Below are 23,593 nucleotides of genomic sequence, written 5' to 3' on the forward strand. Positions count from 1 at the left end.
GCTTAGTATTATGCAAATGTTATACCATGTAGGTCAGGAGGTTTAATTGCTGCTGTGAAGGCGTATTTTAAGTCAGTATGGCCCTTTTTCTTAAAAAGAACGACATATTGACGGAAATCAAGATTACCTTTAGGTAAAACCGGTAATAATTTCCGGAATGCGATAAATAAGAAATGTTTTATTATCAGGCGCGCGTTCAGAAGCTGCTTCACAAGGATAATTTTTAAAATCTCGGCCTAAAGCCAAAGTAGCTGTATATTCGTAGATAGAGTAATATAGCTTGTAGAAAGATAAATCAGCAGAATAATGAACAGCTTTAAACCAAGAGCTACCTGTTATTTGTTATACCAGCGAGGATTTACTTTAACTGAATTAAATCTTTTTAAACTTATTTGATAACATGAACCGAATCTTTGTTAATTTATTAGCCGTTTTGTTTTTAGGGCTGCATTCCTGTACCGAAGCCAAAACAAAACCGATAACTACAGCGCCTTTGCCGCCGCTCCCGGCCGCCGAAATAAAAGCAAAAGGCTTGGAGCTGGCTACTTTTGCCGGGGGCTGTTTTTGGTGTACCGAAGCCGTATTTGAGCGTTTAAGAGGAGTTGATCGGGTAATTTCCGGTTATACGGGTGGGGCAGAAAAGAACCCAACCTACGAACAAGTGGGAGCCGGTGAAACGGGCCACGCCGAAGCGGTACAAATTTATTTCGATCCGAAGCAGGTTACCTATCCGGAGTTGCTCGAAGTGTTTTTTGCTACCCATGATCCTACTACGCTTAACCGCCAGGGTCCGGATGTGGGCAAGCAGTACCGTTCTGCCATTTTTTATCATAGCGAGGAGCAAAAGCAACAAGCATTGGCTTACGTAAAAGAGCTGGAAACAAAAAAAGCTTTCCGGCGGCCTATTGTAACCCAACTGCAACCTTATAAAATGTTTTACACCGCTGAAGGGTATCACCAGGATTACTACGAACATAACCCCAATAACCCTTATGTTCAGTCAGTGACGGCACCTAAAGTCCACAAATTTGAAAAACAGTTTCGGGCTAAACTAAAAACGACTGCTTTGAAGGCGAGCGTTAATTAATTTTTTTTGCATTTCTTTAAACGGCTACCCAATAAGGTAGCCGTTTTTATTTACTATAAAACAGAATAAAAATAAATTTACATAGTACCTTGCAATGCATAATACTATATGTATATTTGTGCCGGTAGTTGTAATTCTTACTGCTTCCCAGATAGATGTATTAATAAATGAACGGTACAATGAAACAAGCCACAACACCCTTTTTCTCTACTGGTAGTAAGAGATGGGGCATCTTCTTTTTACTTTTAGTTTTACATATTTCGGGTCCGGCAGCAAGCCAGGCCCAAAGTATTTCGGTGCAGGTGAATAGTTATCTAAAAACGCAGGTAAAAGAAACCACTGCTCGAGGTGTATTACTGGTAGCCGAAAACATGACGGATTGGCTTAGTCAAACCAACGCGGCACCGGTTAGCATAAGAAAAACCAATACGCGCAACAGTGGAAATACGTCGAGTCAGCAGGGAGGAAATACGACAATTGCTAAATTAAAATGCCCAGCCGTATCTAAAACGGTGAAACGGCCTTAAGTAAATTTTTTAAATTTTACTTTGGCTTGTTGCGGTAAATAGTCTTTTAAGAAATAAAGGGTATCAAATACTTAAATGCACATCGCCCCTTACCGGATAACCAACGCAGGTGAGGATTAAACCATTCGCTAAGTCTTTGTCCGTTAATACTTCGTTATACGATAACCATACCTTACCTTGCGTGCAGCGCGCCACGCAATTGCCACACCGGCCAGCCTCGCAACTATAAGGCAGTAATAGTCCGGCTTCTTTAGCGGTCTGCAAAATAGTTTTTGGATACTGTACTTGCAAGCGGTATTCTTGCTGCCCATAATTTATGTACACAGCGTGCGCTTCCGTATCGGGGGGCTCATGGCGAATAATAGGTTTATCGGTGCTGAAATTTTCTTTCCGGATATTAACTGCTGGTATATGGGCTTCGCGCAAGGCATACGTGCACATGCGCATGTAATTGATAGGCCCACAAATATAGCAAAGCACTTGCACGGGCGGTGCCGCCACGTGCTGTTGCATAAAAGTATGTAGTAAAGTTTTATGCAAGCGGGCACGGCTTAAATAAGTGTTATTGCTAAATAAAAACTCAATTTGCAGCCGTTCCGAGAATTGCTGAGCCAATAGATCTAGATTTTTTTTAAAAATAGTATCTGCTGATGAATGATTACTGTACAACAGCGTAACTGATAAATGAGGATGCGCGTGCAGGATTGTTTTAAGTAACGAATAAACAGGGGTAATGCCACTGCCAGCCGCACAAAATAAAACGTGCTGATAACTAGTAGTAACCAGTGGTAACGTAAACAAGCCAGCTGCGCCTGTAGTGTAAACCTGATCGCCAACCTGAGCATAATCTACCAATTGCCGGGAAAAAATACCGTTGGGAATTCGTTTTACCCCAATCGTTAATGGTTCTTGCAATTCCGGCGACGACGTGATAGAATACGAACGCCTGACTTCGCCAACGGCTGTTTGGCGCACCAACGTTAAATACTGACCTGCTTGGTACGAAATTTTGTTTTCAGCATTTTCGCTAAAACTAAACGTTTTTACAGTGGGTGCTACTTCTCGTATTTCCGAAATAGTCAATATTTTATATAAAGAATCCATAATCCCGGGGTAACAGATATACCATCATTTCCCCTCGTACGCTTTAACAGGTGTAAAGCTTCTTACTCTACCGTATAAGCATCTGCTATTATTAATAAAAGCGTAACCTTTGTTTTGGCGGTAAAAATATACGTAAGGTTCCCGATTATCTATAAAACACAAGTAAAGTGCTTATAAAACGAGTTGTTAGCATCCCGCGGTAGGTACCCAACAAAAAAGAAGAAAAAGAAATCAGCTAATTAGAAAATTTGTTGGAAGTTAAAATAGGAGCTGGCTCCTTAGATAGAGGTCTTAACAGAGTAATCTGGCCTTCGCCACCATATTCCGATACGTATATATTGCCCGTGCTTATATCTTCGGTTAAATCTAGTGGTAATAAAAAGTCGGCGAATCCCGAAATAGCTCTGCCGGGAGTTTCCCGATTAATGGTGTGATCTTTACCACTAGGGTCTAGCACAATAATATCGCGGTTTTCCATTAACCGTACTACTAAGATTTTTCCTTTTAATTGCTCTTTAAAAGCATGGCTTTTGTATTCAATAATACCATTAGGCGAGTTGTGCATCGGAAACTCATACACAAACCCACGGTAATTAGGATCGGGCTGTATACCCACCGGATATTGATTAAACTGGGCCAGATCAATGTTAGCCGTAGGATTACCGCCATTTAATACGTACTCGCCCCGGCTAGGATTAGGATGACCGTAGTAGCCTCCTTTTTCTACGCGTAATAAATAATCGTTTTGTGCTTCTCCTACATTGGTAACGGCTGGTATTTTAGGCCCAGCGTAAATACTGCCATCTGGCCGCCGGGTACCAGCCACCGAAGCGGGCGTGTTGCCACCAGCGCCAGAACCATTGGTAGTTACATACAGTTCTCCGTTGCTGTGCCATACCAAATCGTATGCATTTCGGATGCCCGATGCATAAATGGTTAAAGGAGCATTAGCCGCCAAAGGATCGTAATTTCCACCGTTAGTGGTTTGTACATCTAAAGGCAGCTTTACCGATTTTAATTTTTTTAAATCCAAGCGTAAAATAGCCGCCGAAAGCACGTGCTCCTGGCGGTTATCCCAGGTACTATCGGGGGCACCCATGGCAGTATTGCTGCCTTGGCAAAAATACAAAGCCTGGTCGGGGCCAAAAGCAATGCTGTTGGTTAAATGATCTTTAGCAGAGCGGGGCAAGTGAATAAGTACGTCCTCAACTTTTTCTAATTGCGGGCCAGATAAACGCGTTAATTTTCCATCCCAATCCGGGCCATCGGAGAACACGAAAGAACTGTGACTAACCCATGCAATTAAATTGGTAGCCGTTGCCTTGGGGTCGAAAGCTAAACCAACCGCCAAACGAGGAACTCGTTTGCCGCTTGCATCCTGCAAAGAATAAATAACTTCCGGGTCCAGCAGCGTTCCATCCGCTTTTATTGCAAACCGCTTAATTTTTCCATCTACGGTGCAGGCGTACAATTTACCATCCGGGCCCATGGTTACAGTGGTGTGATGGTCGAGCGTATTTTTTAATTTTATTCTTGCGAAAGCTACCTCTTCGTTCACAGCGCTTGCCAGACGAACGTGCGATAGGTCTTTTACGTCTTCCAGCAGGTGTTTTATGGCTAACCGGAGTTCTCTTAATTTTTGCTTTTGCGGCGAACAGGAAGGAAATAATCCTGTAGCGAGTAAAATAGCAGTTATTAAAAAAACTTGAGGTAATTTAACTTTCATTAGAATATAAAAACTTCGAAGATAAAGTACCTGTCAAGTTTAATAACCAATAGGACTTCATGATATATGTAAAACTAAATATTTTATTTATACTTAAAAATATTACTTCTTATTTACACCTTTTTATTATTAAGAAATAATAGAAATAAACGAATAGTGACTAGTTTTGGATTGTAATTGACAAAGTAAAGTTAAATAGCTAAGTACGTAATATTAGGCTAAAAGTTGATAAAATTGGATATTTTGAGGGCCTGATAAATAAAAATGAGTGTTTTTTACTTGCAACTGCGTATAAATCATAACTACTTATGGTTGCTTTTATTATTAAATGGGCTTATAGTCTATAACTTTTAATAAAAAATTTAGAAGGTTATACCAAAAATCTAGCCGAATTTTTAGCATGTTGTTAAATTAGTTATATATATTAATATAATTATTATATACGAAGTCTTACTTAATCCGGATTGGATTACTGGAAGCCGCTAGACTATTGTTGCATTATTAAGTAAATTGAGGTAGAGTAAAGAGATGATAAGCTTTATTAGCCAGGAACTTGTACTCAAAACTTATCTAACCTAAAATATGAGGGTGCCAGGGTTCTGGCATCTGGTTTTGTGTTCTTTTTACCCGCATCTGATTCCAGTAAAAACAATTTTTTAAATTTAGAAAAATATTTACGCTTTAATTTTGAGTAGAGTAGTATAATAAGCACGCTGGCAATTATAAGAATTAAATAATGAAAGGAACAAACCGGGCTGATATTTATCCGGGCTTAGAGGTAGCCATAATTTTAAAAAAAGACCAACGCAGTGGCAAACAAACCGAAGGCATTGTAAAAGATTTACTCACCAGCTCGGCTTACCATTCGCGGGGCATAAAAGTGCGCTTGGAAGATGGCCAAATTGGCCGGGTAGTAGATATACTGGAATAACCCACCGGCTTACATGCATCAATAAACTTAAAAGAAATTTAAAATTTAGCAGTAAGTTTCCTCCCGTTATGGTTTCGGTGGTGCCGTATAATTAAGCCAAAAAAGTACTAAGAAGTTTTAATTCACTGGCTTTTTAAAGAAAATAAAGGTTTTGGCGAGCCCTATAATTGAAAAATGCGGTTACTAGAGCTACTTTTAACGCGCAAAAGAGTATATATAGCTTCAGATAATCGAGCGTATGAGTAGTTCAAAACCATCGTACTTGTATACGGTAATTAATGCTAAATGCCCCCGGTGCCGCGAAGGTAATATGTTTCCGCCGGGTACTTTGTATACCCGCCGTTTTGCCGATATGTACAAACAATGCCCTTGTTGCGGGCAAAGCTTTGAGCCGGAACCCGGGTATTATTACGGAGCCATGTACGTGAGCTTTGGTTTTAGTACGGGCATTTTTCTGGCCGTTTTATTTGTGTTAAGCCAGTTCGTAAAAGAACTAACCTTAGGCATGGTAATGGGCACCATTGGCATAATTGTAATTGGTTTGCTGCCGGTTATGTTTCGGCTGTCCAGGGCTGTCTGGATCAACATCTTTTTTCGCTACGAGGGGCCGTGCAGTCAGATTCCGAAAAAGTAGCTTTATAGTTAGGTTAGTGCTTTAACTAAAATTCTGTATCAGCAATTACTTTAAGTAAAAGGACCAATTGAAAGCTACATTCCAATATTGAAAATACAAGGTTAAATCACTGATATTTAATTTATTATATTTTATTTTGCCTTGATACTGGTGTCTTACTACTTGTGTCCATTTACTTAACTGACTTAACAGGCTGAAAATTTTTCAGAATTTGTCAGAAATTTTAGTTGAAAAAACTGTCAGTTTTTCAGAAAATAGGTTTGGCAAGTACCTTGTTATAAGCTAGTTAAATTTTTTAATTAATCGTTTAATCATAACAAGTTAAAGTTAAAAGGAGGATTTAATCATGAAAGCTTTAATGAAAAATGACCGCAGTTTTTTTCCAGCCATCCCTTCTTTTTTTGATGACATGTTAACCCGGGATTGGTTTAACTGGCCCCTTTCGCAAACAACCAGCAGTAACTCGTTACCAGCCGTAAACGTGAAAGAAACCAACGAAGCGTTTGAGCTGGAAGTAGCCGCACCAGGTATGAGCAAGCAAGATTTTAAAGTAGAACTGGATAATAACCTGCTCATTATCTCGGCTCAAAAAGAAAACCGCCACGAAGAAAAAGACGAAAAAGGCAATTTTGCCCTTCGCGAGTTTAATTACCAATCTTTCACCCGCACGTTTAGCTTGCCCGAAAGATTAGTAAAAGGCGAAGAAATTTCGGCGCGGTACGAAGATGGCATTTTATACATTGCTATTCCGAAAACCGAAGAAGCCAAAGTAAAACCGGCAAAACAAATTGAGATACGTTAAGTAAAAGGCGGGGCAACCCGCCTTTTTTATTACTTATAACCCAGCGTAAAAGTCGGACTATTCCCACCTTCGATTATATCTTCAATTCAGAATTTTGCAAGTTGGTGCTTGCTTTAAAATTAAAGGCAAAAAGCTGTGAGTAAAAGCAATATTGCTTTTTATGCATCTGCTGGGCTCCTATTTACCAGCTCAATACCAGAATAAAGCTAAAAATTTAAAAAACGCCTTAAGTTTTAAAGGTAAATATCTAATATTCTTTAAAATTTAACCTATTACTTTATGTTCTAAAGCCGTATGTCAGTACTTTTACTTTTGTCTCTTTCTTCCTTAATATACTCGCTCTATGAGTTCAACTGATTTAACTACTCCTGTTCTGGAAAAGATGCAGCGCTTAACTTTTTCGGACGATAATATTTATGATTTTTTTAGTTTAGCCAATCGGGCGTATTTGCTGGTTTACCTGCACGGGAGCGATGGAAAAAAAGAGCATCTGGATAAAATAAAAAAAGTGATTGACACGCAAATCCGGCCCCTGCTGGAAGAAGAGTTAACGATGAACGAAAAAAAGAACTTGTTTGATACAGCCAAAACAAACATAGAGGCTTACATAAAAGCCTATGCCCAACAGGCAAAGTAATGCACAACTGCGTACGGCGACAGGGAGTATTAGCGTACCAACTCATGTGTCTGGCGGAGTAACCTGGTTGCTTGCTGCTTTATAGAGCAAGCATCTTAAGCGGACTGAGGGGATTCACGCTGCTGTAAACAAAAGCTTGTTCTTCGGTTATTATACCCGCTTGTACCGGATTTTGGTGAATGTAATTTACCTTTTGCCTGACCATCTCCTTCGAAACTAAATCTATCGGGTGGTTGTGGTGCTGCCAGAATTGGAACTCAATGTTGTAATTATTCCTGCGGGCAAAATGCCGGAGTAAGTAAAGCAGCCAGTCTTTCCGGCTTTCCTGCGGGTTGCCTTGGATAAGTTGCAATATTTGCTTGGCGGTATAACTTTTAAAATCCCGCAGAATATCGCTAAGGGTACCCGTTTCGGCAGCAGCAATGAAGTGTACATGGCTGCTCATGATGCAATAAGCGTAGAGTTGCAAACCCTTCTTTTCCTGACAATACTGTAGATTTTGTACGAGGCAATCGCAGTACTCGCGCCGGATAAAAACATCTATCCAACCCACCACGGTAAGCGTTACAAACAACAACCCGCCTTCGTACGTTTTATAAGCCCGCGACATATCCCGGATTATACGGGTTTAGATTAGCTGTTGGAATGTTTTAGTAGAAAGATTTAAGCAAAGCAGAATTAAAATTTTAAAAAATTAATATCGCGAGCGTCCACGCTCGTGAGGCCCATCGTCCGGCCTCTGACTAATAGGGATTTGTTGCTGATTCGCTTTTTAGAAAAGCTATATCGGTTTCCGTGGCATGTGGCTCCCTATTACTATATATTGACAAGTATTAAGTTTGGTACTTATTCGCAAGTAATGGCAGTAATAAATTATAGACTTATTTTTTTGTGCGATATTAATATTATATTTTGGTGAATTATAAAGATATATCTTTGTAATCGTTAATTTCGTTATACCCCCATGAGCAAATTAAACAATGCACCTCTTTTAGAAGTTGTTTATGAACTTAGATGGAAAGTTACTAACCAAGAAGATTTATCTAAATATCAATATTTACATGGAGATTTATATTCTTTATTAAAGGATGATTATCCTATAAGAAAACAGTTATCTTCTCCAGAAATACCGTTAGGTCTATTAATAAATTCGCCTGTTCATCAATTTAGGCGAGCATCCAACGATTATCCTTTATTCCAAATAGGTCCTGGCATTATAACTTTAAATACAATAGATGAGAAATATTATTGGGATGAATATTTTCAGTGGTCTAGAACATTAATTGAATCTTTTTTTAAAGTTTATCAATATAGTAAAGCAGAAAAATTCAGTCCTACTCTGATTTATATTGATTTCTTTAAACTAGATATAAGAGAAAATGATGTATTAGAATTTATTAATAAAAATTTAAGTATTAGCCTTAATCAAAGTTTTCATCAAACACAGGAGAAAGCTAATGCTGTAAGTTTAGGTCTAACCTATTACACCGAACTTGGGCAATTAACTATATCACTTAATATTGGGAAAAATGCAATGCAGGAAGAAGGATTGATTCTGCAAACCCAATTAAGTGGGTCAGAATATGAAGCTGATTCTAATCGAATCTTACAGTGGTTAACCGATGCTCATGAGTTTTGTAGCAATATTTTTAAAGAAATGACGAAAGGTAATCTTTATGAATCTTTTAAATAAATAAGTATGATGCCTGTTATCCTTGAGTTACCATCAGTGAATACAAACTCCATACCCTCTTACAAGAGTGGAATTGAGTGTATTACTTCACAAAGCTTTACAACATTTTCTTATCCTAATAATATTGTAAGTTTTGATACAGAATTAATTCATGAATATTATAGAAGAGTTAACCGGTCTTCTTTTACTAATCATTTTATAAATGAGTTTCCCAAAATAAGTTTTTCAGAAACTGCTGTAGATGAAACTACTATAGATTTTAATACCCGTGATTTTGATACTGAGATTACTTTACCTGTTAAAAAAAGGTTAATAATCAAAGCAAAGGTCAAATCTGTATCTAAGTTTGTTCCTAAGCCTTATCTAGATTAATGGATTATCCTTGGTATACTGTTCTTGAAAAAGATATTGAGTTACAACAAGGAGATTTTATTCCTGAATGCCCGATAATTATTCCACCTACCTCCTTTGAAGAAGGTGAAGAATACGATATTGAAGTCCAACAGATTGATTCAATTATTATGTCTCAATCTTGTGATCTAGTAAATGGTAAAATTGCTATAGTACTTGTATGTCCCTATTATTCACTTAAAACTTTTGTTGAAGGATTACGAGAAGATGAAAAAAGCAAAAGAGGGTTAGCAAAAGTTTTGGATAATTTAAGAAAGGGACATTTACCAGGGTATCATCTTCTTGATAAGGATGCTCAAATAGATAGTTTGCATGATTACCAAGTAGTTGATTTTAAAAATGTATATGGAATAAATTTTGGAGCCTTACAGAAACTTGCAGAATCATTACCAAACAGGATAAGGCTACTTCCTCCTTATAGGGAACATCTTTCTCAGGCATTTGCAAGATACTTTATGCGAGTAGGTCTTCCGCAAGATATCAAAATAGAGGGCTATTAAATATAAATTTAAAAAATATAGAATTGCTTACTTATAAAAAGAAAGGTCACTATAATAAGTGGCCGTTCTTTTATAAGTAAGCAATTCTATATTCTAGCTACCACATGCCTCGCATGCGTCTGGATTATCCAGGGAGCAAGCCATGTCGCTGAGGTTCTGGTCCGCGACGTTCATTGGTTCCAGGGTTTCGGCGGCTTGTTTTTCTACCGTGAACTTGATCGCATCGGCGGCGGCTTTGGTACGCAGGTAATACATACCGGTTTTCAGGCCGCGTTTCCAGGCGTGGAAGTGCATCGAAGTCAGTTTACCGAAGTTCGGGTTCTGAACGTGCAGGTTCAGGCTTTGGCTTTGGCAAATGTAGGCTCCGCGGTCGGCGCTCAAGTCGATAATAGTTTTCTGCTTAATTTCCCAAACCGTTTTGTACAGATCTTTGATGTTCTGCGGAATGTTCGGGATATTCTGAATAGAACCATTCGCCGAAATAATCTGGTTTTTCATGCTGTCGTTCCAGATACCCAGGCCAATTAAGTCTTTCAGCAGGTGCTTGTTCACCACCATAAACTCGCCACTCAACACCCGGCGTACGTAAATATTAGAAGTATACGGCTCAAAGCTTTCGTTATTACCTAATATCTGCGCGGTAGAAGCGGTTGGCATTGGTGCTACTAATAAAGAGTTACGCACGCCGTGTTCTACTACTTCGTTGCGTAAAGCTTCCCAATCCCAACGCTTCGATTCTGGGGTAACGCCCCACATATCAAACTGGAAAATACCACGGGAAATAGGCGAACCCTCAAAAGTAGAGTACGGACCATCTTTCTTCGCCAAGTCTTTCGAAGCCGTCATGGCAGCAAAGTAAATGGTTTCGAAAATGTCTTTGTTCAACTGGGCCGCTTCTTCGCTTTCGAACGGCATGCGCAAGGCAATAAATGTATCGGCTAAGCCTTGAATACCCAAACCGATCGGCCGGTGGCGCATGTTCGAGTTTTTCGCTTCCGGAACCGGGTAGTAGTTAATATCAATTACCTTGTTCAGGTTTTTGGTAACGTGGTAGGTTACCTCATATAACTTATCGTGGTCGAAAGTTTTCCGGCCGTTCTCTTCTTTTACGTAGCGCGGCAAAGCCAAAGAAGCCAGGTTACATACGGCAATTTCGTCCGGCGAAGTATATTCAATAATTTCGGTACATAAGTTACTCGACTTAATAGTACCTAAATTTTGCTGGTTCGACTTGCTATTGGCGTGATCTTTAAACAACATGTACGGCGTACCGGTTTCGGTCTGGCTTTCCAAGATAGCGAACCAAAGTTCCTGGGCCTTAATGGTTTTGCGGGCACGGCCTTCTTTTTCGTATTTCTCGTACAAACGCTCAAATTCTTTACCGTAGCAATCGGGTAGGCCAGGGGCTTCGTTCGGGCAGAACAAACTCCAGTCGCCGTTGCTTTCTACGCGCTTCATAAACAAATCCGGAATCCAGAGGGCATAGAACAAGTCACGGGCGCGCATTTCTTCTTTCCCGTGGTTCTTGCGCATATCCAGGAACTCGAACACATCGGCGTGCCACGGCTCTAAGTAAATCGCGAAAGCACCTTTGCGTTTTCCACCGCCCTGGTCAACGTAACGGGCGGTATCGTTAAATACTTTCAGCATCGGTACCAAACCATTAGAAGTACCATTAGTACCTTTAATATAAGAACCCGTTGCCCGGATGTTGTGCGCGCTTAAGCCAATACCACCGGCGCTCTGCGAAATCATGGCGCAGTTTTTCAGGGTATCGTAAATGCCCGGAATACTGTCTTCTTTCATGGTCAGCAGGAAGCAGCTCGATAACTGCGGTTTCGGCGAACCCGCGTTAAACAAGGTAGGTGTAGCGTGGGTAAACCATTTCTCCGACATCAGGGTATAGGTTTCCAGCGCCGAATCAATGTCGTTTTTGTGAATACCAATGGCTACCCGCATGAGCATGTGTTGCGGACGCTCTACAATTTTGCCATCAATGCGCAGCAAGTACGAACGCTCCAGGGTTTTATAGCCGAAGTAATCATAGTTGTAATCGCGGTCGTAGATAATGCTAGAGTCGAGCAAGGCCGCATTCTTCCGGATAATTTCGTACACGTCTTTGGCAATCAAAGAAGCGTTTTCACCGGTTTTCGGGTCCTCGTAGGTATACAGCCGTTTCATGGTGCTGCTGAACGACTTAGCCGTAACCTTGTGCAAATTCGAGATCGCAATCCGGGCCGCCAGAATAGCGTAGTCCGGGTGCTTGGTGGTGAGCGACGCCGAAATTTCGGCGGCCAGGTTATCGAGTTCTACGGTGGTTACGCCATCGTAAATCCCATCAATTACCTTTTTAGCCACCTCAATCGGCGATACATAAATCATGTTCAGGCCGTAGCAGAGCTTCTCTATGCGGGCCGTAATTTTATCGAACTTGACGGACTCGCGCCGGCCGTCTCTTTTTATAACTAACATAGTCTGTAAAAATATAGGTTAAAGGGTTCCGGCCAGGCGCAAAACGCCCGGTAATAGCCCGATTGCGGAGTGCTCCTTCGGACGAGGTTTGATAAATATTTATCTGAATTTTAAGGGAGACGAAGAGGCCGGAAAGTTTTGGAAGATAATTCGCTATTTTTTCCGGTTTCCTCATTCGTTCGTTTTTGATTAAAAATCTTCGTCGAGCGAGAAAGCGTTATCTACCCGCTCACTCATTACGCCCGATTTTTGATATTCGGCAACGCGTTTTTCGAAGAAGTTTGTTTTTCCCTGTAACGAAATCATTTCCATGAAATCGAAAGGATTAGTGGCATTATAGATTTTAGAACAGCCCAACGCTACGAGTAGCCGGTCGGCTACAAATTCGATGTACTGGCTCATCAGTTTGGCGTTCATTCCTATCAGGGCTACGGGCAATGCGTCGGTCACAAATTCTTGTTCAATCGACACCGCATCGCGGATGATGGTTTGTACGCGTTCTTCGGGAAGCGGGTTTTGCAGCATGGAGTACAGCAAGCAGGCAAAATCACAGTGCAATCCTTCATCGCGGGAAATTAATTCGTTCGAAAACGTTAAACCGGGCATCAGGCCCCGTTTTTTGAGCCAGAAAATAGAGCAGAAGGAACCTGAGAAAAAGATGCCTTCCACGGCGGCAAAAGCAATTAAACGATCGGTAAAGTTTTCGGAATTAATCCATTTTAAAGCCCACTCGCCTTTTTTCTTCACGCAATCTACGGTTTCCAGGGCGTTAAATAAGCGGTCTTTTTCTTCCGGATTCTTAATGTAGGTGTCAATCAACAGGGAATACGTTTCGGAGTGTATATTTTCCATCATAATCTGGAAACCATAAAAACAGCGGGCTTCGGGCAACTGCACCTCCTGCATAAAGTTTATGGCCAGATTCTCGTTCACGATGCCATCGGAGGCCGCAAAGAAAGCTAACACGTGCGAGATAAAGTGCCGTTCGCCATCATTCATGCGCTCCCAGTCTTTATTATCCGCCGATAAGTCAATCTCTTCGGCTGTCCAAAAGCTGGCTTCGGCTTTCTTGTACATTTGCCATACGGCGTCGTTCTGAATTGGGAATAGGACAAATCTATTCGGGTTCTCTTGCAATAAAGGCTCCATAGATACTAATTAAAAAGTAAACGAAAAATGGTAATTACGAATCACTCTGAAACCAGCGGGATAACCGGTATGTACTTGCCGCTACTCTTTTCTAAAGGTGAATCTGATTCAAATATACGGAAGAAGGCTTCGGATATACCTCTCGGAACTATTTATTTCTCCACAAATTATACCTTTATTCTCCACAAATTATGCCCGCCCAAATGTTGATAAATAAACCAATTTATGCACAGGAGGTTTTGAAAGAGGCATGAAATTAGGGTTAATTAGTTGGGAATGAATGCGATAAATATAAGAAGAGGCCTTAAAATTAAAATTGGGCATATTTGGTAATTACGGCAACAAATATTACCTTTGCCCCTAATTATAAAACCAAAAAAGTAAGCTTCATGTACGCAATAGTTGATATCGCAGGTCGTCAGACCAAGGTAGAAGGCGGTAAATTCGTCTATACCAACAAGCTTTCCGGCAATGAGGGTGACGCCGTAGAGTTCGCCAATGTATTATTAACCGAAGACAATGGCACTATTAACGTAGGTGCGCCGTTTGTGGACAACATTAAAGTTACCGGTAAAATACTTGGCCATGTTAAAGGAGATAAAGTTATTATCTTCAAGAAAAAACGCCGTAAAGGTTACAAAAAGAAAAATGGTCACCGCCAGGATTATACGAAAGTATTAATCGAAAGCATTGCTTAATTATAAAGAGCAGGTATTTTACAAGTAAATCAATTAAGAACAATTTTGGGCTTAGCCTAAAGTAAAAAATAAAAGAAAATGGCACACAAAAAAGGAGCAGGCTCGTCGAACAACGGTCGCGAGTCGCATAGCAAACGACTGGGTGTAAAAATTTACGGTGGCCAGTCTATTATCGCTGGTAACATTATCGTGCGTCAGCGCGGTACCGCGCATCACCCAGGTTTAAATGTTGGTATTGGGAAAGACCATACCTTATTTGCTTTAACCGATGGTAAAGTAGAATTTAAAAAAGGTCGTAAAGACCGTTCGTTTGTATCGGTTATTCCGGTAGAAGCACCTGCAACTGTAGCAGAAACTGCTGCTGTAACGGAATAATTTTTTAAATTTTAAGAATTTTGAAAGGCTGCCTTTGGGTAGCCTTTTTTGTTTTGTTCTTTTTTGAACTGACTTGGCATAGTCTCATTAGAGCAATTACTTTCTATTAGCTTGGTGGCCTCATGGCCGGAGGTAAACCCCTCCGCCTGCGGCACCTCCCCTAAAAACAGGGGAGGAGATGTGGCTACTACTTTTTATTCCTTTCCTCGCACCATTGCGGAATGCCTCGTTCCTCGGCACCGGAAGTCTACAAGGCACTCAATAGCCAAACTGGTGATGTTGCTTTTAGCTATTGCTTTTCTTGGTTGAGAGTATCAGCACAAGAGAGTGGTTGCAATTATCACGTAGGTTTTTCAGGCTATTTAACTGCAATTTAATTGTCGATATGTAGGCCTAAGTTAGTTAAAAACGGTATTTCAGAGCTCCCCTCCTTGGATAAGGAGGGGCAGGGGTGGTTTACATTTCACCTGCTTGATTTACCAACCTGCCTCAACCAAGAAGCGAATGCTTGTAAAATAGAACAATGCCAGTTTTTGTTTTGAGGGCCTTTTAGCGATTCGGTGTGGCGTAGCCACATTCCGCAGCGGAGCGAGGAAAGAAAAAAGTAATAGCAGCATCTCCTCCCCTGTTTTTAGGGGAGGTCCCGCAGGGGGAGGGGTCAATGAGGCCTTAGCGGAATTAGAAAGTAATAGCAAAAATGAGACTCTGCCAAGTGGGTTCAGAAAGAAAAATCAACTACTCTTCCTTATATTTAGCCAATACTCTAAATACCGTATGACCCGCAACAATCAACTGCTTCTAACCCTAGCTGGAATAGTCGGAACACTTTTGCCTTTTATTTTACCAAGTGCCCAAGCACAGGAAATGAGCTTCGAGGAATATGAGCCCAAATCAACCTTGGTAGTACCGGAACATCCAGTAACCAAAGCCAAGTATCCGTTTATTGACATCCACAGTCACCAAAACTCCAATATGAGCAAAGCGGCCATGGACAAGATGGTTAAGGAGATGGATGCTTTAAATATGCGCACCATGATCAATTTAAGCGGAGGCAGCGGCAGCGAATTAAAAAGCGGTGTAGCTAATTTAAAAGGCAGCTATCCGAACCGCTTCGTAGTGTTTGCCAACGTGGATTTCGATAAAATTGATGATCCGGATTTTGGCCGGAAAGCTGCGGCCCAATTAGAACAAGACGTGAAAAACGGGGCGCAAGGATTAAAAATTTTTAAAAATTTGGGCATGACGGTGAAAGATAAAAACGGTAAAAGAATTCCTACTGATGATCCCCGGTTGAACCCTATTTGGCAAAAATGTGCTGAACTAAAAATTCCCGTACTGATCCATACCGGGGAGCCGCGTTCCTTTTTCGACCCGATTGATAAAAATAACGAGCGCTGGCTGGAGCTCAAACAATTCCCGAACCGGGCTCGCCCCAGTAGCGAATATCCCAGTTGGGAAAAAGTAATGCAGGAACAGCACAACATGTTTGCGAACAATCCCAAAACCATCTTTATCAACGCGCACCTGGGCTGGCTTGGGGGTGATTTAGCGCGGTTAGGTAAGCTCATGGATAAGCTCCCGAACATGTATACCGAAATTGGGGCGGTACTCGCGGAAATAGGCCGGCAACCCCGTTTTGCCCGCGAGTGGTTTATTAAATACCAGGATCGCGTTTTGTTCGGCAAAGATATTTACGCCCCTACGGAATATTACACCTACTTCCGGGTACTTGAAACCGACGACGAATACTTCGATTACTACCGCAAACGCCACGCTTTCTGGAAAATGTATGGTTTAAACCTACCAGATGAAGTGCTGAAGAAGTTGTATTACAAAAATGCTTTGAAAATTATCCCCCGTTTAGATGCCAGCGATTTTCCGAAGTAAATAGAATTAGGCCTTCTGCAACTCAAAATGTTATTCTTGTTCGCATAGCGTCGGATATTGCTTTGGTTTCTAGCTGATTCTCGTTCGCATAGCTACGGCTGTAGTTTTAATTTCGGAGTGAAGTTGTTTCATTGCTGAGGTTCTGTTCTTTTTGTCTTGATACAAAAAGAACCAACGAAAATCAAGACGCTAAAAACTCGCGGAACAACAGAACAGTTTAGCGTCAACTCTTGCACTTGGCTCAGACTATTTGTTGCATGGCATACTGGCAAAAATTTAAATTTTAAAAAATATCTGTCCACGCTGTCATTCAGAAGGAACCTATTTCGCTACGCAGCAAATCACTTTCAATTAGTAATACTCTCTAATCATCCTTTCCATCGTAATAAAAAGTCGCCCTTTGGAGGGGGTAGGGGGTAGGATTAATTTCAAGACAAAGTATAGTAACTGGCCTCCGGTAAATGATAATTAAAAAGAAAGCTCCCCGCCTTAGATAAGGAGGGGTTAGGGGTGGTTGAAATTACGTAGAGAACAACTAAAATTTAAAAATTTCTGCATTCCGCCTCAACAACACCATCAGAATCCATCAATAAACAAATAAGCCAAAGCTAAAATCATAGACACCCGTTTAGCTCAGGAGTGCCTCCTAAGATTCCAGGGCGCAGCATTCTACAGCAGAGCGAGGAAAGGAAGAAGCAATAGCAGCATCTCCTCCCCTGTTTTTAGGGGAGGTCCCGCAGGGGGAGGGGTCAACAAAGCCCACGAGGCAAAACATGCAGTCTCAAGCTAGATAGCCCCGACATCGGGAGACAGAAACCAAGTCCCGGTGTTGGGGCCAATCGGCAAACTCAATCTTTCTCGGGTTTACCTTTAACTTCCGTTACCGGACTGTCCAGCAGCTGCGTAGTTTTTACTAAACGGACGAATTCGGCGCGGTAACCTTCGGCATCGGTTCCTTTGGCATTTTCAGCCAGATGAAGTACGCCGGCGTAAGTAGCTTGGCCTTTGTGTTCGGAAGCGCGGAGCAACATGCCAAATTCGGCTACGGCTGCTGCGAAACGCAAGTTCTCCGAAGGATTGGCGGTTGGCGTAGGGGTTACGACGTGCTCGAGTAATTTACTGGTATTGCCCGTGGGCGTTTTGTAGCGCAACTTTAAAGTGAGCAGTTCGCCGTTGAAGTTATTTTTATCGGTGTTTTTAACGGACTGATATTTGAGCGCATCCGCTTCGGGTACGTTCTTTTTGCTATTGGCCGGCACAATCTCGTATAAGGCCGTTACCGTGTGGCCCGCTCCTAAATCACCCGCGTCTTTTTTGTCATTTTTAAAATCTTCGTCGGCTAGCTGGCGGTTTTCGTAACCAATTAAACGGTAAGCTTTCACGTGCGTGGGGTTAAACTCGAGTTGCAATTTTACGTCTTTGGTAATGGTGAATAAAGTGCCACCAAACTCGTTTACAAATACTTTTTTGGCTTCCTGAATATTATCCACGTAGGCGTAGTTGCCGTTGCCTTTGTCAGCCAGTTTTTCCATACGGCTGTCTTTAATGTTGCCGGTGCCAAAACCCAGTACCGTTAAAAATACGCCGCTTTCCCGTTTTTCTTCGATGAGCCGTTCCAGTTCCGAGGTGCTGGATACGCCCACGTTAAAGTCGCCGTCGGTAGCCAGAATAACCCGGTTGTTGTTATTTTTTAAAAAATGTTCCTGCGCCACGTTATAGGCCAGCTTAATGCCTTCGCCGCCCGCCGTGGAGCCGCCCGCTTGCAGTTTATCCAGGGCAGCCAGAATTACTTCTTTTTGGTTACCCGCAGTTGGGGGCAGCACCAAACCCGCCGATCCGGCGTAAACCGTAATGGCAACTTTATCCTGCGGGCGCAGTTGGTTAATCAGTAATTTAAAACCCGCAATTACCAAAGGCAGTTTATCCGGCGAATCCATCGAGCCCGACACATCAATCAGGAAAACCAGGTTTGCGGGCGGTAAATTATCGGTAGCAATATTTTTTCCTTGCAAAGCAATGTGTAGCAATTGGTTATCGGGGTTCCAGGGGCAAGCAGCTAATTCAGTAATTACGGCAAAAGGATCTTCGGCTTTAGGCTGCGGGTAATCGTATTTAAAATAATTTACCATTTCTTCGATGCGCACGGCATCTTTAGGTGGCTTCTGGCCATTATTTAAAAAACGGCGCACGTTGCTGTACGAAGCCGCGTCTACATCAATAGAAAACGTAGAAAGCGGATGGCGCTTTGCTGCCAGGAAATTATTATCTTCTATCCGGTCGTATTCTTCGGTATTAAACGGCGCCCGCGGGTAATAATCTCTTGGTGCACTCATCCGGGTTTCACGGGAAACGTTTCCTCCTATTCTAACGCCACTTACCACCCCGGCCACTTTGCCGGCTAATCTTTGTGTGTTGTTATAGCCCGTTACCACTACTTCCTGCAAAGCATGGTTATCCGGTTTTAAAGCTACTTGTATATTACCGGAAGCATGTAGTTTTACTTCCTGGGAAGTATAGCCAATAAAACTAAAAGTTAAGGTTTGAGTGGTGTCGGGTACTTTTAATTTAAAATTTCCGGAGGTATCGGTAACTGTATTCAGCGAAGTGCCTTTTGCCTGAACAGCAACTCCGGGTAACGGTTGATTCGTAGCGGCATCCGTCACTTGTCCGGCAATGGTTCGGGCCAGGCCCAAATGAGAGAAAGCGGTAAGCAAAAAGAAAAGGGCGAGCAGGGAGCAATAGTTTTTCATGGCAGTGGGGGTTACATTTCTTCCATGATGTGCCCGCTTCCGGATTTACACACGTCAACTCGTATTTTCCAAAATAAATTCTTTTATTTAGGTAAGTTTTACATGGCGATACATGTTCCTCAAATTATTCTCTAAAACTCCCCAGCCACCCACCGATTTAGAACTGGTACAACGCTACCAGGAAACGGGTGATATGGCGCACCTAGGAGAATTGTTTGAGCGGTATACCGATATGGTTTATTTGGTTTGCCGGAAATATCTGCCCGACGAGGATACCAGCAAAGATGCCACCATGCAGGTATTTGAACAATTAATACAATCGTTAAAGAAACACCAGATTTCTAATTTTAAAAGCTGGCTGCACGTTACCGCTAAAAACTATTGTTTAATGCAGTTGCGGGCGCAAAAGAGTAAACCTACTATTTCTTTAGATGCCGAAACTAATTTGCATGTGCAATTCAGCGATGGTTTGCATCATAGCAACGGCGAAGCCGAAGCTTTAGAACAAGACTGGCAATTGCTGGAAAGAGCCCTAGATGGATTGCCCCCGGAACAACGCTTTTGCCTGGAGTTGTTTTACCTGCAGGAAAAAAGTTACGGCCAAATTGCCGAGCAAACCGGCTACGAGGTAAACCGGGTACGCAGTTATATCCAGAACGGACGCCGAAATTTAAAAATTTACGTGGAAAAACACCATGATGCAACCTGATACTTCTAAATGGCTTTTGCCCGACGATGGACATCCTTCGCTGGAGCAGTTGCGGCTGTATCAGCAGGACGAAGAATTACCCGCGCGCAGCCGGCATCAGGTAGAAAAACACTTGTTGGATTGTGAGCTATGTTCTGATATTCTGGCCGGCATGGCGGTTAGTAACCGGGCCCAAACCCAGGCCGCGGTTATCCAGATTAATCAAAAAATTAAAAAAAGAATAGAATCGGGACAGCAAAAGAAAGTGCGACCCATGTATGTGCCTTTAATGCGAGCAGCGGCGGCCATTGTAATTCTGGTAATAAGCGCCGGTCTTCTCCGGTATTTACAGCAATCAGATCAATCGCCGGTTTCTGAAAAAAGTAGTATTGCGCAAAATAAACCAAACCCAGTTGTTACTATTCCGGAGCCAGTGGAAACCCCGGTAATTAAACCCATCGAACCTGAACCGCAGGTAGCAATAAAGCCAATGGTAATTCCGAAAACCGAAGTCATTGCTCAAGCTAAAACTAAAACAACTAAGCCAGCTAAACAAATAACTCCTGCGGCCGATAAACCGCAGGAACTAACTTTCCCGATTGACTCCGCCGTAGTGCTGGATGCTTTCGCGGTGAAAGCCGAAGATACGCCACGAATAGGATTCACTAATTCGGAGTCGCCGAACAAGGTATCCGGTTCCGTAGATTTGCAAGGAGCGTTCAACAAAGTAGCTTCTTCGTTAGCCCGAAAGAAGATGGATATATCGATGCAGCAAACCAATGCTTTTACCGGCCGGACCGTTATGGGTAAAGTTACTGATACCAGCGGCGAGCCTCTGGCAGGAGCCAACGTAATTGTTAATGGTACGACTACGGGCACTACCACCGATGCTGCCGGAAAGTTTATTTTAAATGTACCGCCCGGAAAAGAGGCGCTAACTTTTAATTACATTGGCTACGAAACGCAGGAACAAAAAATTAATGCGAATATTCCGCTGGCGGTCCAGTTGAAAGAAGATCAACGTAGTTTGCAGGAAGTGGCAGTAGTGGGTTACGGCGCAGCCAAAGATGGTACCGTAGAAGTTACCCGGGCCAAACCCCAGCCGGGCCGCCAAGCCTTCAACCAATACATTCGCGAAAATTTGCGGTACCCCGTCGAAGCGCGGCAGCAAAAACAGGAAGGCCGGGTAGAGGTAGGATTTACGGTAACCGAACAAGGAGCATTAACAAATTTTAAAATTTTAAAAAGTTTGAACCCCACCTGCGATGCCGAGGCTATCCGGGTAATTAAAGAAGGTCCGGCCTGGCAACCTACCGTTATGCAAGGCCAGCCGCAACCCGAAAACGTGCAGGTAAGCGTGCGGTTTAAGTTGTAGGTTCGTGCAGGGAGGCTGTAATTTTTAAATTATTGACTTGTTTTTAGGCGGAATAATCCGTTGATTGATGATGGCGTTTCCGGTACTTTTCCCAATTATTCTAAAATGCTCTACAGGAATTGTAATTTAGCATTGCGAAAATGGGATGGAGCATGAAGCGTATAGTAAAAAACAGGTAGTTCGGTTTTTCTATAAAAGGATAGTTACGTAAATACTTCGGCGAGATAAGTTTTCTATTTTAATAAGAATACTAATCTTACTGACAGAATTTTATTAGTCGAACAACGAGCAACCAATAACACAAAACCTATGGCCAACGTCTTAAACTATTTACCCGAACTGGAAGCCGACGAAATGGCTTTTGTGCAAGGCTTTTTTCAAAATTTTAACGAGCAGCAAGCCCAGCAGTTTACGGATATTTACCGCTTACGCCGGAAAAGACCCGAAATCATTCTGTTTACTTCTTTGCTTGGCTTTATTGGGTTTGCCGGTATTCAGCGGTTTGTAGTGGGTGATATCGGGTTGGGTATTCTGTACTTTTTTACCGCCGGACTCTGCTTTATCGGTACCATCGTGGATGTTATTAATTACCGGCGCATCGCGTTTAACGCGAATGTGAAAGAAGCGCAACGCACCCACATCCTGGTAATGGGACAAGCTGGGGGTAGTTTCTAAGCTGCTCATACCTTCCGAAATAGCAAAATTTTAAATTTTTACTCTTGCGAGATATCCAACACTTTCTTGCTTATCTGATCCAGTAAGGTTTTTGGTATGAAATCCGATAAAGTTAGCCCCATTTGGTTCTAAGCAATTCCAGATTATTATCGAGCAAAGCTTTAATGGCTAATAGCGCATCGTGTTTGGTCTGATTGGTGCGGCCGGTAAAATATTTTTCGTTCAACTTTTGAAAAAGCCCGAAAAAGTATTTTTTAATTTCCGGACGTTTGTAGAAGATATAAAACTCATAATCATCTATATCGCCTACAATAGAAATACTTACGCCATGTTTGTTATAAATATTTTCAATTTCCAGAGAAGGCGAAAAGTAAATTTTATCTCCTTTTGTTTCGGCTACATTTACTTCGTTCAGGAGTTTGAGCCAGGGTACTTCATTAAAAATATAAAAATAGTCTTTGCGTTCGATGGGGGTGAGTTCCATCGCCTCGGGTTCGCAGGGCTTACAAATAATGTATCTGAAAGAAGACATAAACGGAATAATAAAAATTAGCCGTAACGGATAGTAACCGCTAATTAGGTTCAGGTTTTAGGTTAATGCTAGGTTTTTACCGTCTTGTGAAATTCCTCTATGATATATTCTAGTAAATAGCTGAGTTTTTTAACAAATCGGTAGTATTTTCATTAGTGGATTTCTGTATTATTCGGGCACTAAAGCCAAAACCATCAAACTGCGTACACTTCCGGACGGCATTTGGTCAATATTTATATAAGTAATTGTAAATATATTAATTATATAATATAAATAGAAATTAGTTCTCTAGTTTTTACTTAATATTTAAAAAAGAAGGCGGAGCGATCAGCTTCAATCAGCTAATCAGAAGTAAAAAGGGTTTAAATCAAAGATTAAGGTTTACAGAAATCCCGCATTAAAAACACATCTGGATACATGGCACTATTTAGTAAATCCGAGAAAGTAACGCAGGCAGTTTATTTTAGTCCGGGAACGGACTGCTTAAACGCCATACTGGCGCAAATAGAAGTAGCTCGTACTTCGCTGAAAATTTGTGTATTTACCATTAGCGACGACCGGATTACCCACGCTATTTTACAAGCGCATCGCAATGGGGTTAAAGTAAAAATTGTAACAGACAACGAAAAACTGTATGACCAGGGCTCCGATATCCGGCAATTAGCGCAAGCGGGCATTCCGGTGCGGGTAGATCATACATCAAACCACATGCATCATAAATTTGCAATTTTAGATAACACGGTGGTAGTAACCGGCTCGTACAACTGGACCCGCAGCGCGGCCCTGTACAATCATGAAAATATTGTCATAACCTCGGCTAAACCAATTGTAGAAGGTTTCTGCGAAGAGTTTGACCGCTTGTGGGCCGAGATGAGCTCTTTATAGGATTATCCCTGGTTTTTGGTTTGATAAAAGAATAGCGATAAGTAACTAACCTGAC

At 41.8% G+C, this 23,593-nt stretch carries 24 protein-coding genes; 16 read left to right on the forward strand and 8 right to left on the reverse strand.

What is annotated here, in order from left to right:
- Positions 1–8: 8 nt before the first annotated feature.
- Positions 9–212, reverse strand: coding sequence for a hypothetical protein (locus AHMF7616_RS21435; protein WP_115374744.1), 204 nt, complete (start codon positions 210–212; stop codon positions 9–11).
- Between the two features lie 188 nt (positions 213–400).
- On the opposite strand from AHMF7616_RS21435, the gene msrA reads away from it, so the two are divergent.
- Both msrA and AHMF7616_RS21445 read left to right on the forward strand, forming a co-directional pair.
- Positions 401–1,087: a peptide-methionine (S)-S-oxide reductase MsrA gene (gene msrA, locus AHMF7616_RS21440; RefSeq protein ID WP_115374745.1), complete on the forward strand. Its 687-nt coding sequence runs from the start codon at positions 401–403 to the stop codon at positions 1,085–1,087.
- A gap of 179 nt (positions 1,088–1,266) precedes the next feature.
- A complete protein-coding gene (locus AHMF7616_RS21445; RefSeq protein WP_147275750.1) occupies positions 1,267–1,614 on the forward strand; it encodes a hypothetical protein in 348 nt (115 codons plus the stop codon).
- 63 nt (positions 1,615–1,677) lie between these two features.
- On the opposite strand, the gene AHMF7616_RS21450 is transcribed toward AHMF7616_RS21445, so the two are convergent.
- Entirely contained in the window at positions 1,678–2,718 is a 1,041-nt protein-coding gene (locus tag AHMF7616_RS21450; RefSeq protein WP_115374747.1) for a ferredoxin--NADP reductase, read from the reverse strand.
- A gap of 235 nt (positions 2,719–2,953) precedes the next feature.
- On the reverse strand, positions 2,954–4,444 hold the full coding sequence (locus tag AHMF7616_RS21455; RefSeq protein WP_115374748.1) for a PQQ-dependent sugar dehydrogenase: 1,491 nt from the start codon (positions 4,442–4,444) through the stop codon (positions 2,954–2,956).
- 736 nt (positions 4,445–5,180) lie between these two features.
- Here AHMF7616_RS21455 and AHMF7616_RS21460 point away from each other — a divergent pair.
- From AHMF7616_RS21460 to AHMF7616_RS21475, 4 genes are all read left to right on the forward strand, one after another.
- Positions 5,181–5,375: a YwbE family protein gene (locus AHMF7616_RS21460; protein WP_115374749.1), complete on the forward strand. Its 195-nt coding sequence runs from the start codon at positions 5,181–5,183 to the stop codon at positions 5,373–5,375.
- A gap of 238 nt (positions 5,376–5,613) precedes the next feature.
- A complete protein-coding gene (locus AHMF7616_RS21465; protein WP_233507698.1) occupies positions 5,614–6,009 on the forward strand; it encodes a DUF983 domain-containing protein in 396 nt (131 codons plus the stop codon).
- A gap of 346 nt (positions 6,010–6,355) precedes the next feature.
- Positions 6,356–6,811 carry an Hsp20/alpha crystallin family protein gene (locus AHMF7616_RS21470; RefSeq protein WP_115374750.1) on the forward strand — a complete coding sequence of 152 codons (456 nt, stop codon included), beginning with the start codon at positions 6,356–6,358 and terminating at the stop codon, positions 6,809–6,811.
- Positions 6,812–7,154: 343 nt separating this feature from the next.
- A complete protein-coding gene (locus tag AHMF7616_RS21475) occupies positions 7,155–7,448 on the forward strand; it encodes a hypothetical protein (RefSeq protein ID WP_115374751.1) in 294 nt (97 codons plus the stop codon).
- Positions 7,449–7,527: 79 nt separating this feature from the next.
- Here AHMF7616_RS21475 and AHMF7616_RS21480 read toward each other — a convergent pair whose 3' ends face one another.
- Positions 7,528–8,058 carry an REP-associated tyrosine transposase gene (locus AHMF7616_RS21480; protein WP_115374752.1) on the reverse strand — a complete coding sequence of 177 codons (531 nt, stop codon included), beginning with the start codon at positions 8,056–8,058 and terminating at the stop codon, positions 7,528–7,530.
- Positions 8,059–8,412: 354 nt separating this feature from the next.
- On the opposite strand from AHMF7616_RS21480, the gene AHMF7616_RS21485 reads away from it, so the two are divergent.
- The 3 genes from AHMF7616_RS21485 to AHMF7616_RS21495 are packed head-to-tail and all read left to right on the forward strand — an operon-like array spanning position 8,413 to position 10,052.
- On the forward strand, positions 8,413–9,141 hold the full coding sequence (locus AHMF7616_RS21485) for a TIGR04255 family protein (protein WP_115374753.1): 729 nt from the start codon (positions 8,413–8,415) through the stop codon (positions 9,139–9,141).
- A gap of 6 nt (positions 9,142–9,147) precedes the next feature.
- On the forward strand, positions 9,148–9,513 hold the full coding sequence (locus AHMF7616_RS21490) for a hypothetical protein (protein ID WP_115374754.1): 366 nt from the start codon (positions 9,148–9,150) through the stop codon (positions 9,511–9,513).
- A complete protein-coding gene (locus AHMF7616_RS21495; protein WP_115374755.1) occupies positions 9,513–10,052 on the forward strand; it encodes a hypothetical protein in 540 nt (179 codons plus the stop codon). Before AHMF7616_RS21490 ends, AHMF7616_RS21495 begins: the two co-directional genes overlap by 1 nt.
- A gap of 93 nt (positions 10,053–10,145) precedes the next feature.
- On the opposite strand, the gene AHMF7616_RS21500 is transcribed toward AHMF7616_RS21495, so the two are convergent.
- Both AHMF7616_RS21500 and AHMF7616_RS21505 read right to left on the reverse strand, forming a co-directional pair.
- Positions 10,146–12,524: a ribonucleoside-diphosphate reductase subunit alpha gene (locus AHMF7616_RS21500; RefSeq protein WP_115374756.1), complete on the reverse strand. Its 2,379-nt coding sequence runs from the start codon at positions 12,522–12,524 to the stop codon at positions 10,146–10,148.
- A gap of 189 nt (positions 12,525–12,713) precedes the next feature.
- A complete protein-coding gene (locus AHMF7616_RS21505; protein WP_115374757.1) occupies positions 12,714–13,673 on the reverse strand; it encodes a ribonucleoside-diphosphate reductase small subunit in 960 nt (319 codons plus the stop codon).
- A 389-nt stretch (positions 13,674–14,062) separates the two neighbouring features.
- Between AHMF7616_RS21505 and rplU the strand changes: the two genes are divergently transcribed.
- The 3 genes from rplU to AHMF7616_RS21520 all read left to right on the forward strand — a co-directional run bounded on the left by rplU (position 14,063) and on the right by AHMF7616_RS21520 (position 16,633).
- The gene (gene rplU, locus AHMF7616_RS21510; RefSeq protein ID WP_115375722.1) at positions 14,063–14,371 is read left to right on the forward strand and encodes a 50S ribosomal protein L21; all 309 of its coding nucleotides are present in this window, start codon (positions 14,063–14,065) and stop codon (positions 14,369–14,371) included.
- Between the two features lie 78 nt (positions 14,372–14,449).
- Positions 14,450–14,746, forward strand: coding sequence for a 50S ribosomal protein L27 (rpmA, locus tag AHMF7616_RS21515; RefSeq protein WP_115374758.1), 297 nt, complete (start codon positions 14,450–14,452; stop codon positions 14,744–14,746).
- 774 nt (positions 14,747–15,520) lie between these two features.
- Entirely contained in the window at positions 15,521–16,633 is a 1,113-nt protein-coding gene (locus AHMF7616_RS21520; protein WP_115374759.1) for an amidohydrolase family protein, read from the forward strand.
- Positions 16,634–17,481: 848 nt separating this feature from the next.
- On the opposite strand, the gene AHMF7616_RS21525 is transcribed toward AHMF7616_RS21520, so the two are convergent.
- Positions 17,482–19,383 carry a vWA domain-containing protein gene (locus AHMF7616_RS21525; protein ID WP_115374760.1) on the reverse strand — a complete coding sequence of 634 codons (1,902 nt, stop codon included), beginning with the start codon at positions 19,381–19,383 and terminating at the stop codon, positions 17,482–17,484.
- A gap of 112 nt (positions 19,384–19,495) precedes the next feature.
- Between AHMF7616_RS21525 and AHMF7616_RS21530 the strand changes: the two genes are divergently transcribed.
- The 3 genes from AHMF7616_RS21530 to AHMF7616_RS21540 all read left to right on the forward strand — a co-directional run bounded on the left by AHMF7616_RS21530 (position 19,496) and on the right by AHMF7616_RS21540 (position 22,121).
- Positions 19,496–20,092 carry an RNA polymerase sigma factor gene (locus tag AHMF7616_RS21530; RefSeq protein ID WP_115374761.1) on the forward strand — a complete coding sequence of 199 codons (597 nt, stop codon included), beginning with the start codon at positions 19,496–19,498 and terminating at the stop codon, positions 20,090–20,092.
- Positions 20,079–21,446 carry an energy transducer TonB gene (locus AHMF7616_RS21535; RefSeq protein WP_115374762.1) on the forward strand — a complete coding sequence of 456 codons (1,368 nt, stop codon included), beginning with the start codon at positions 20,079–20,081 and terminating at the stop codon, positions 21,444–21,446. The genes AHMF7616_RS21530 and AHMF7616_RS21535 overlap by 14 nt, the downstream gene beginning before the upstream one ends.
- A 309-nt stretch (positions 21,447–21,755) precedes the next feature.
- Positions 21,756–22,121: an NINE protein gene (locus tag AHMF7616_RS21540; protein ID WP_115374763.1), complete on the forward strand. Its 366-nt coding sequence runs from the start codon at positions 21,756–21,758 to the stop codon at positions 22,119–22,121.
- A gap of 112 nt (positions 22,122–22,233) precedes the next feature.
- On the opposite strand, the gene AHMF7616_RS26830 is transcribed toward AHMF7616_RS21540, so the two are convergent.
- Positions 22,234–22,653, reverse strand: coding sequence for a hypothetical protein (locus tag AHMF7616_RS26830; RefSeq protein ID WP_199474303.1), 420 nt, complete (start codon positions 22,651–22,653; stop codon positions 22,234–22,236).
- 417 nt (positions 22,654–23,070) lie between these two features.
- Here AHMF7616_RS26830 and AHMF7616_RS21550 point away from each other — a divergent pair, with 417 nt between their 5' ends.
- Positions 23,071–23,538: a phospholipase D-like domain-containing protein gene (locus tag AHMF7616_RS21550; protein ID WP_115374764.1), complete on the forward strand. Its 468-nt coding sequence runs from the start codon at positions 23,071–23,073 to the stop codon at positions 23,536–23,538.
- Positions 23,539–23,593: the final 55 nt, after the last annotated feature.

The sequence above is a fragment of the Adhaeribacter pallidiroseus genome, from assembly GCF_003340495.1.
Taxonomy (GTDB): domain Bacteria; phylum Bacteroidota; class Bacteroidia; order Cytophagales; family Hymenobacteraceae; genus Adhaeribacter; species Adhaeribacter pallidiroseus.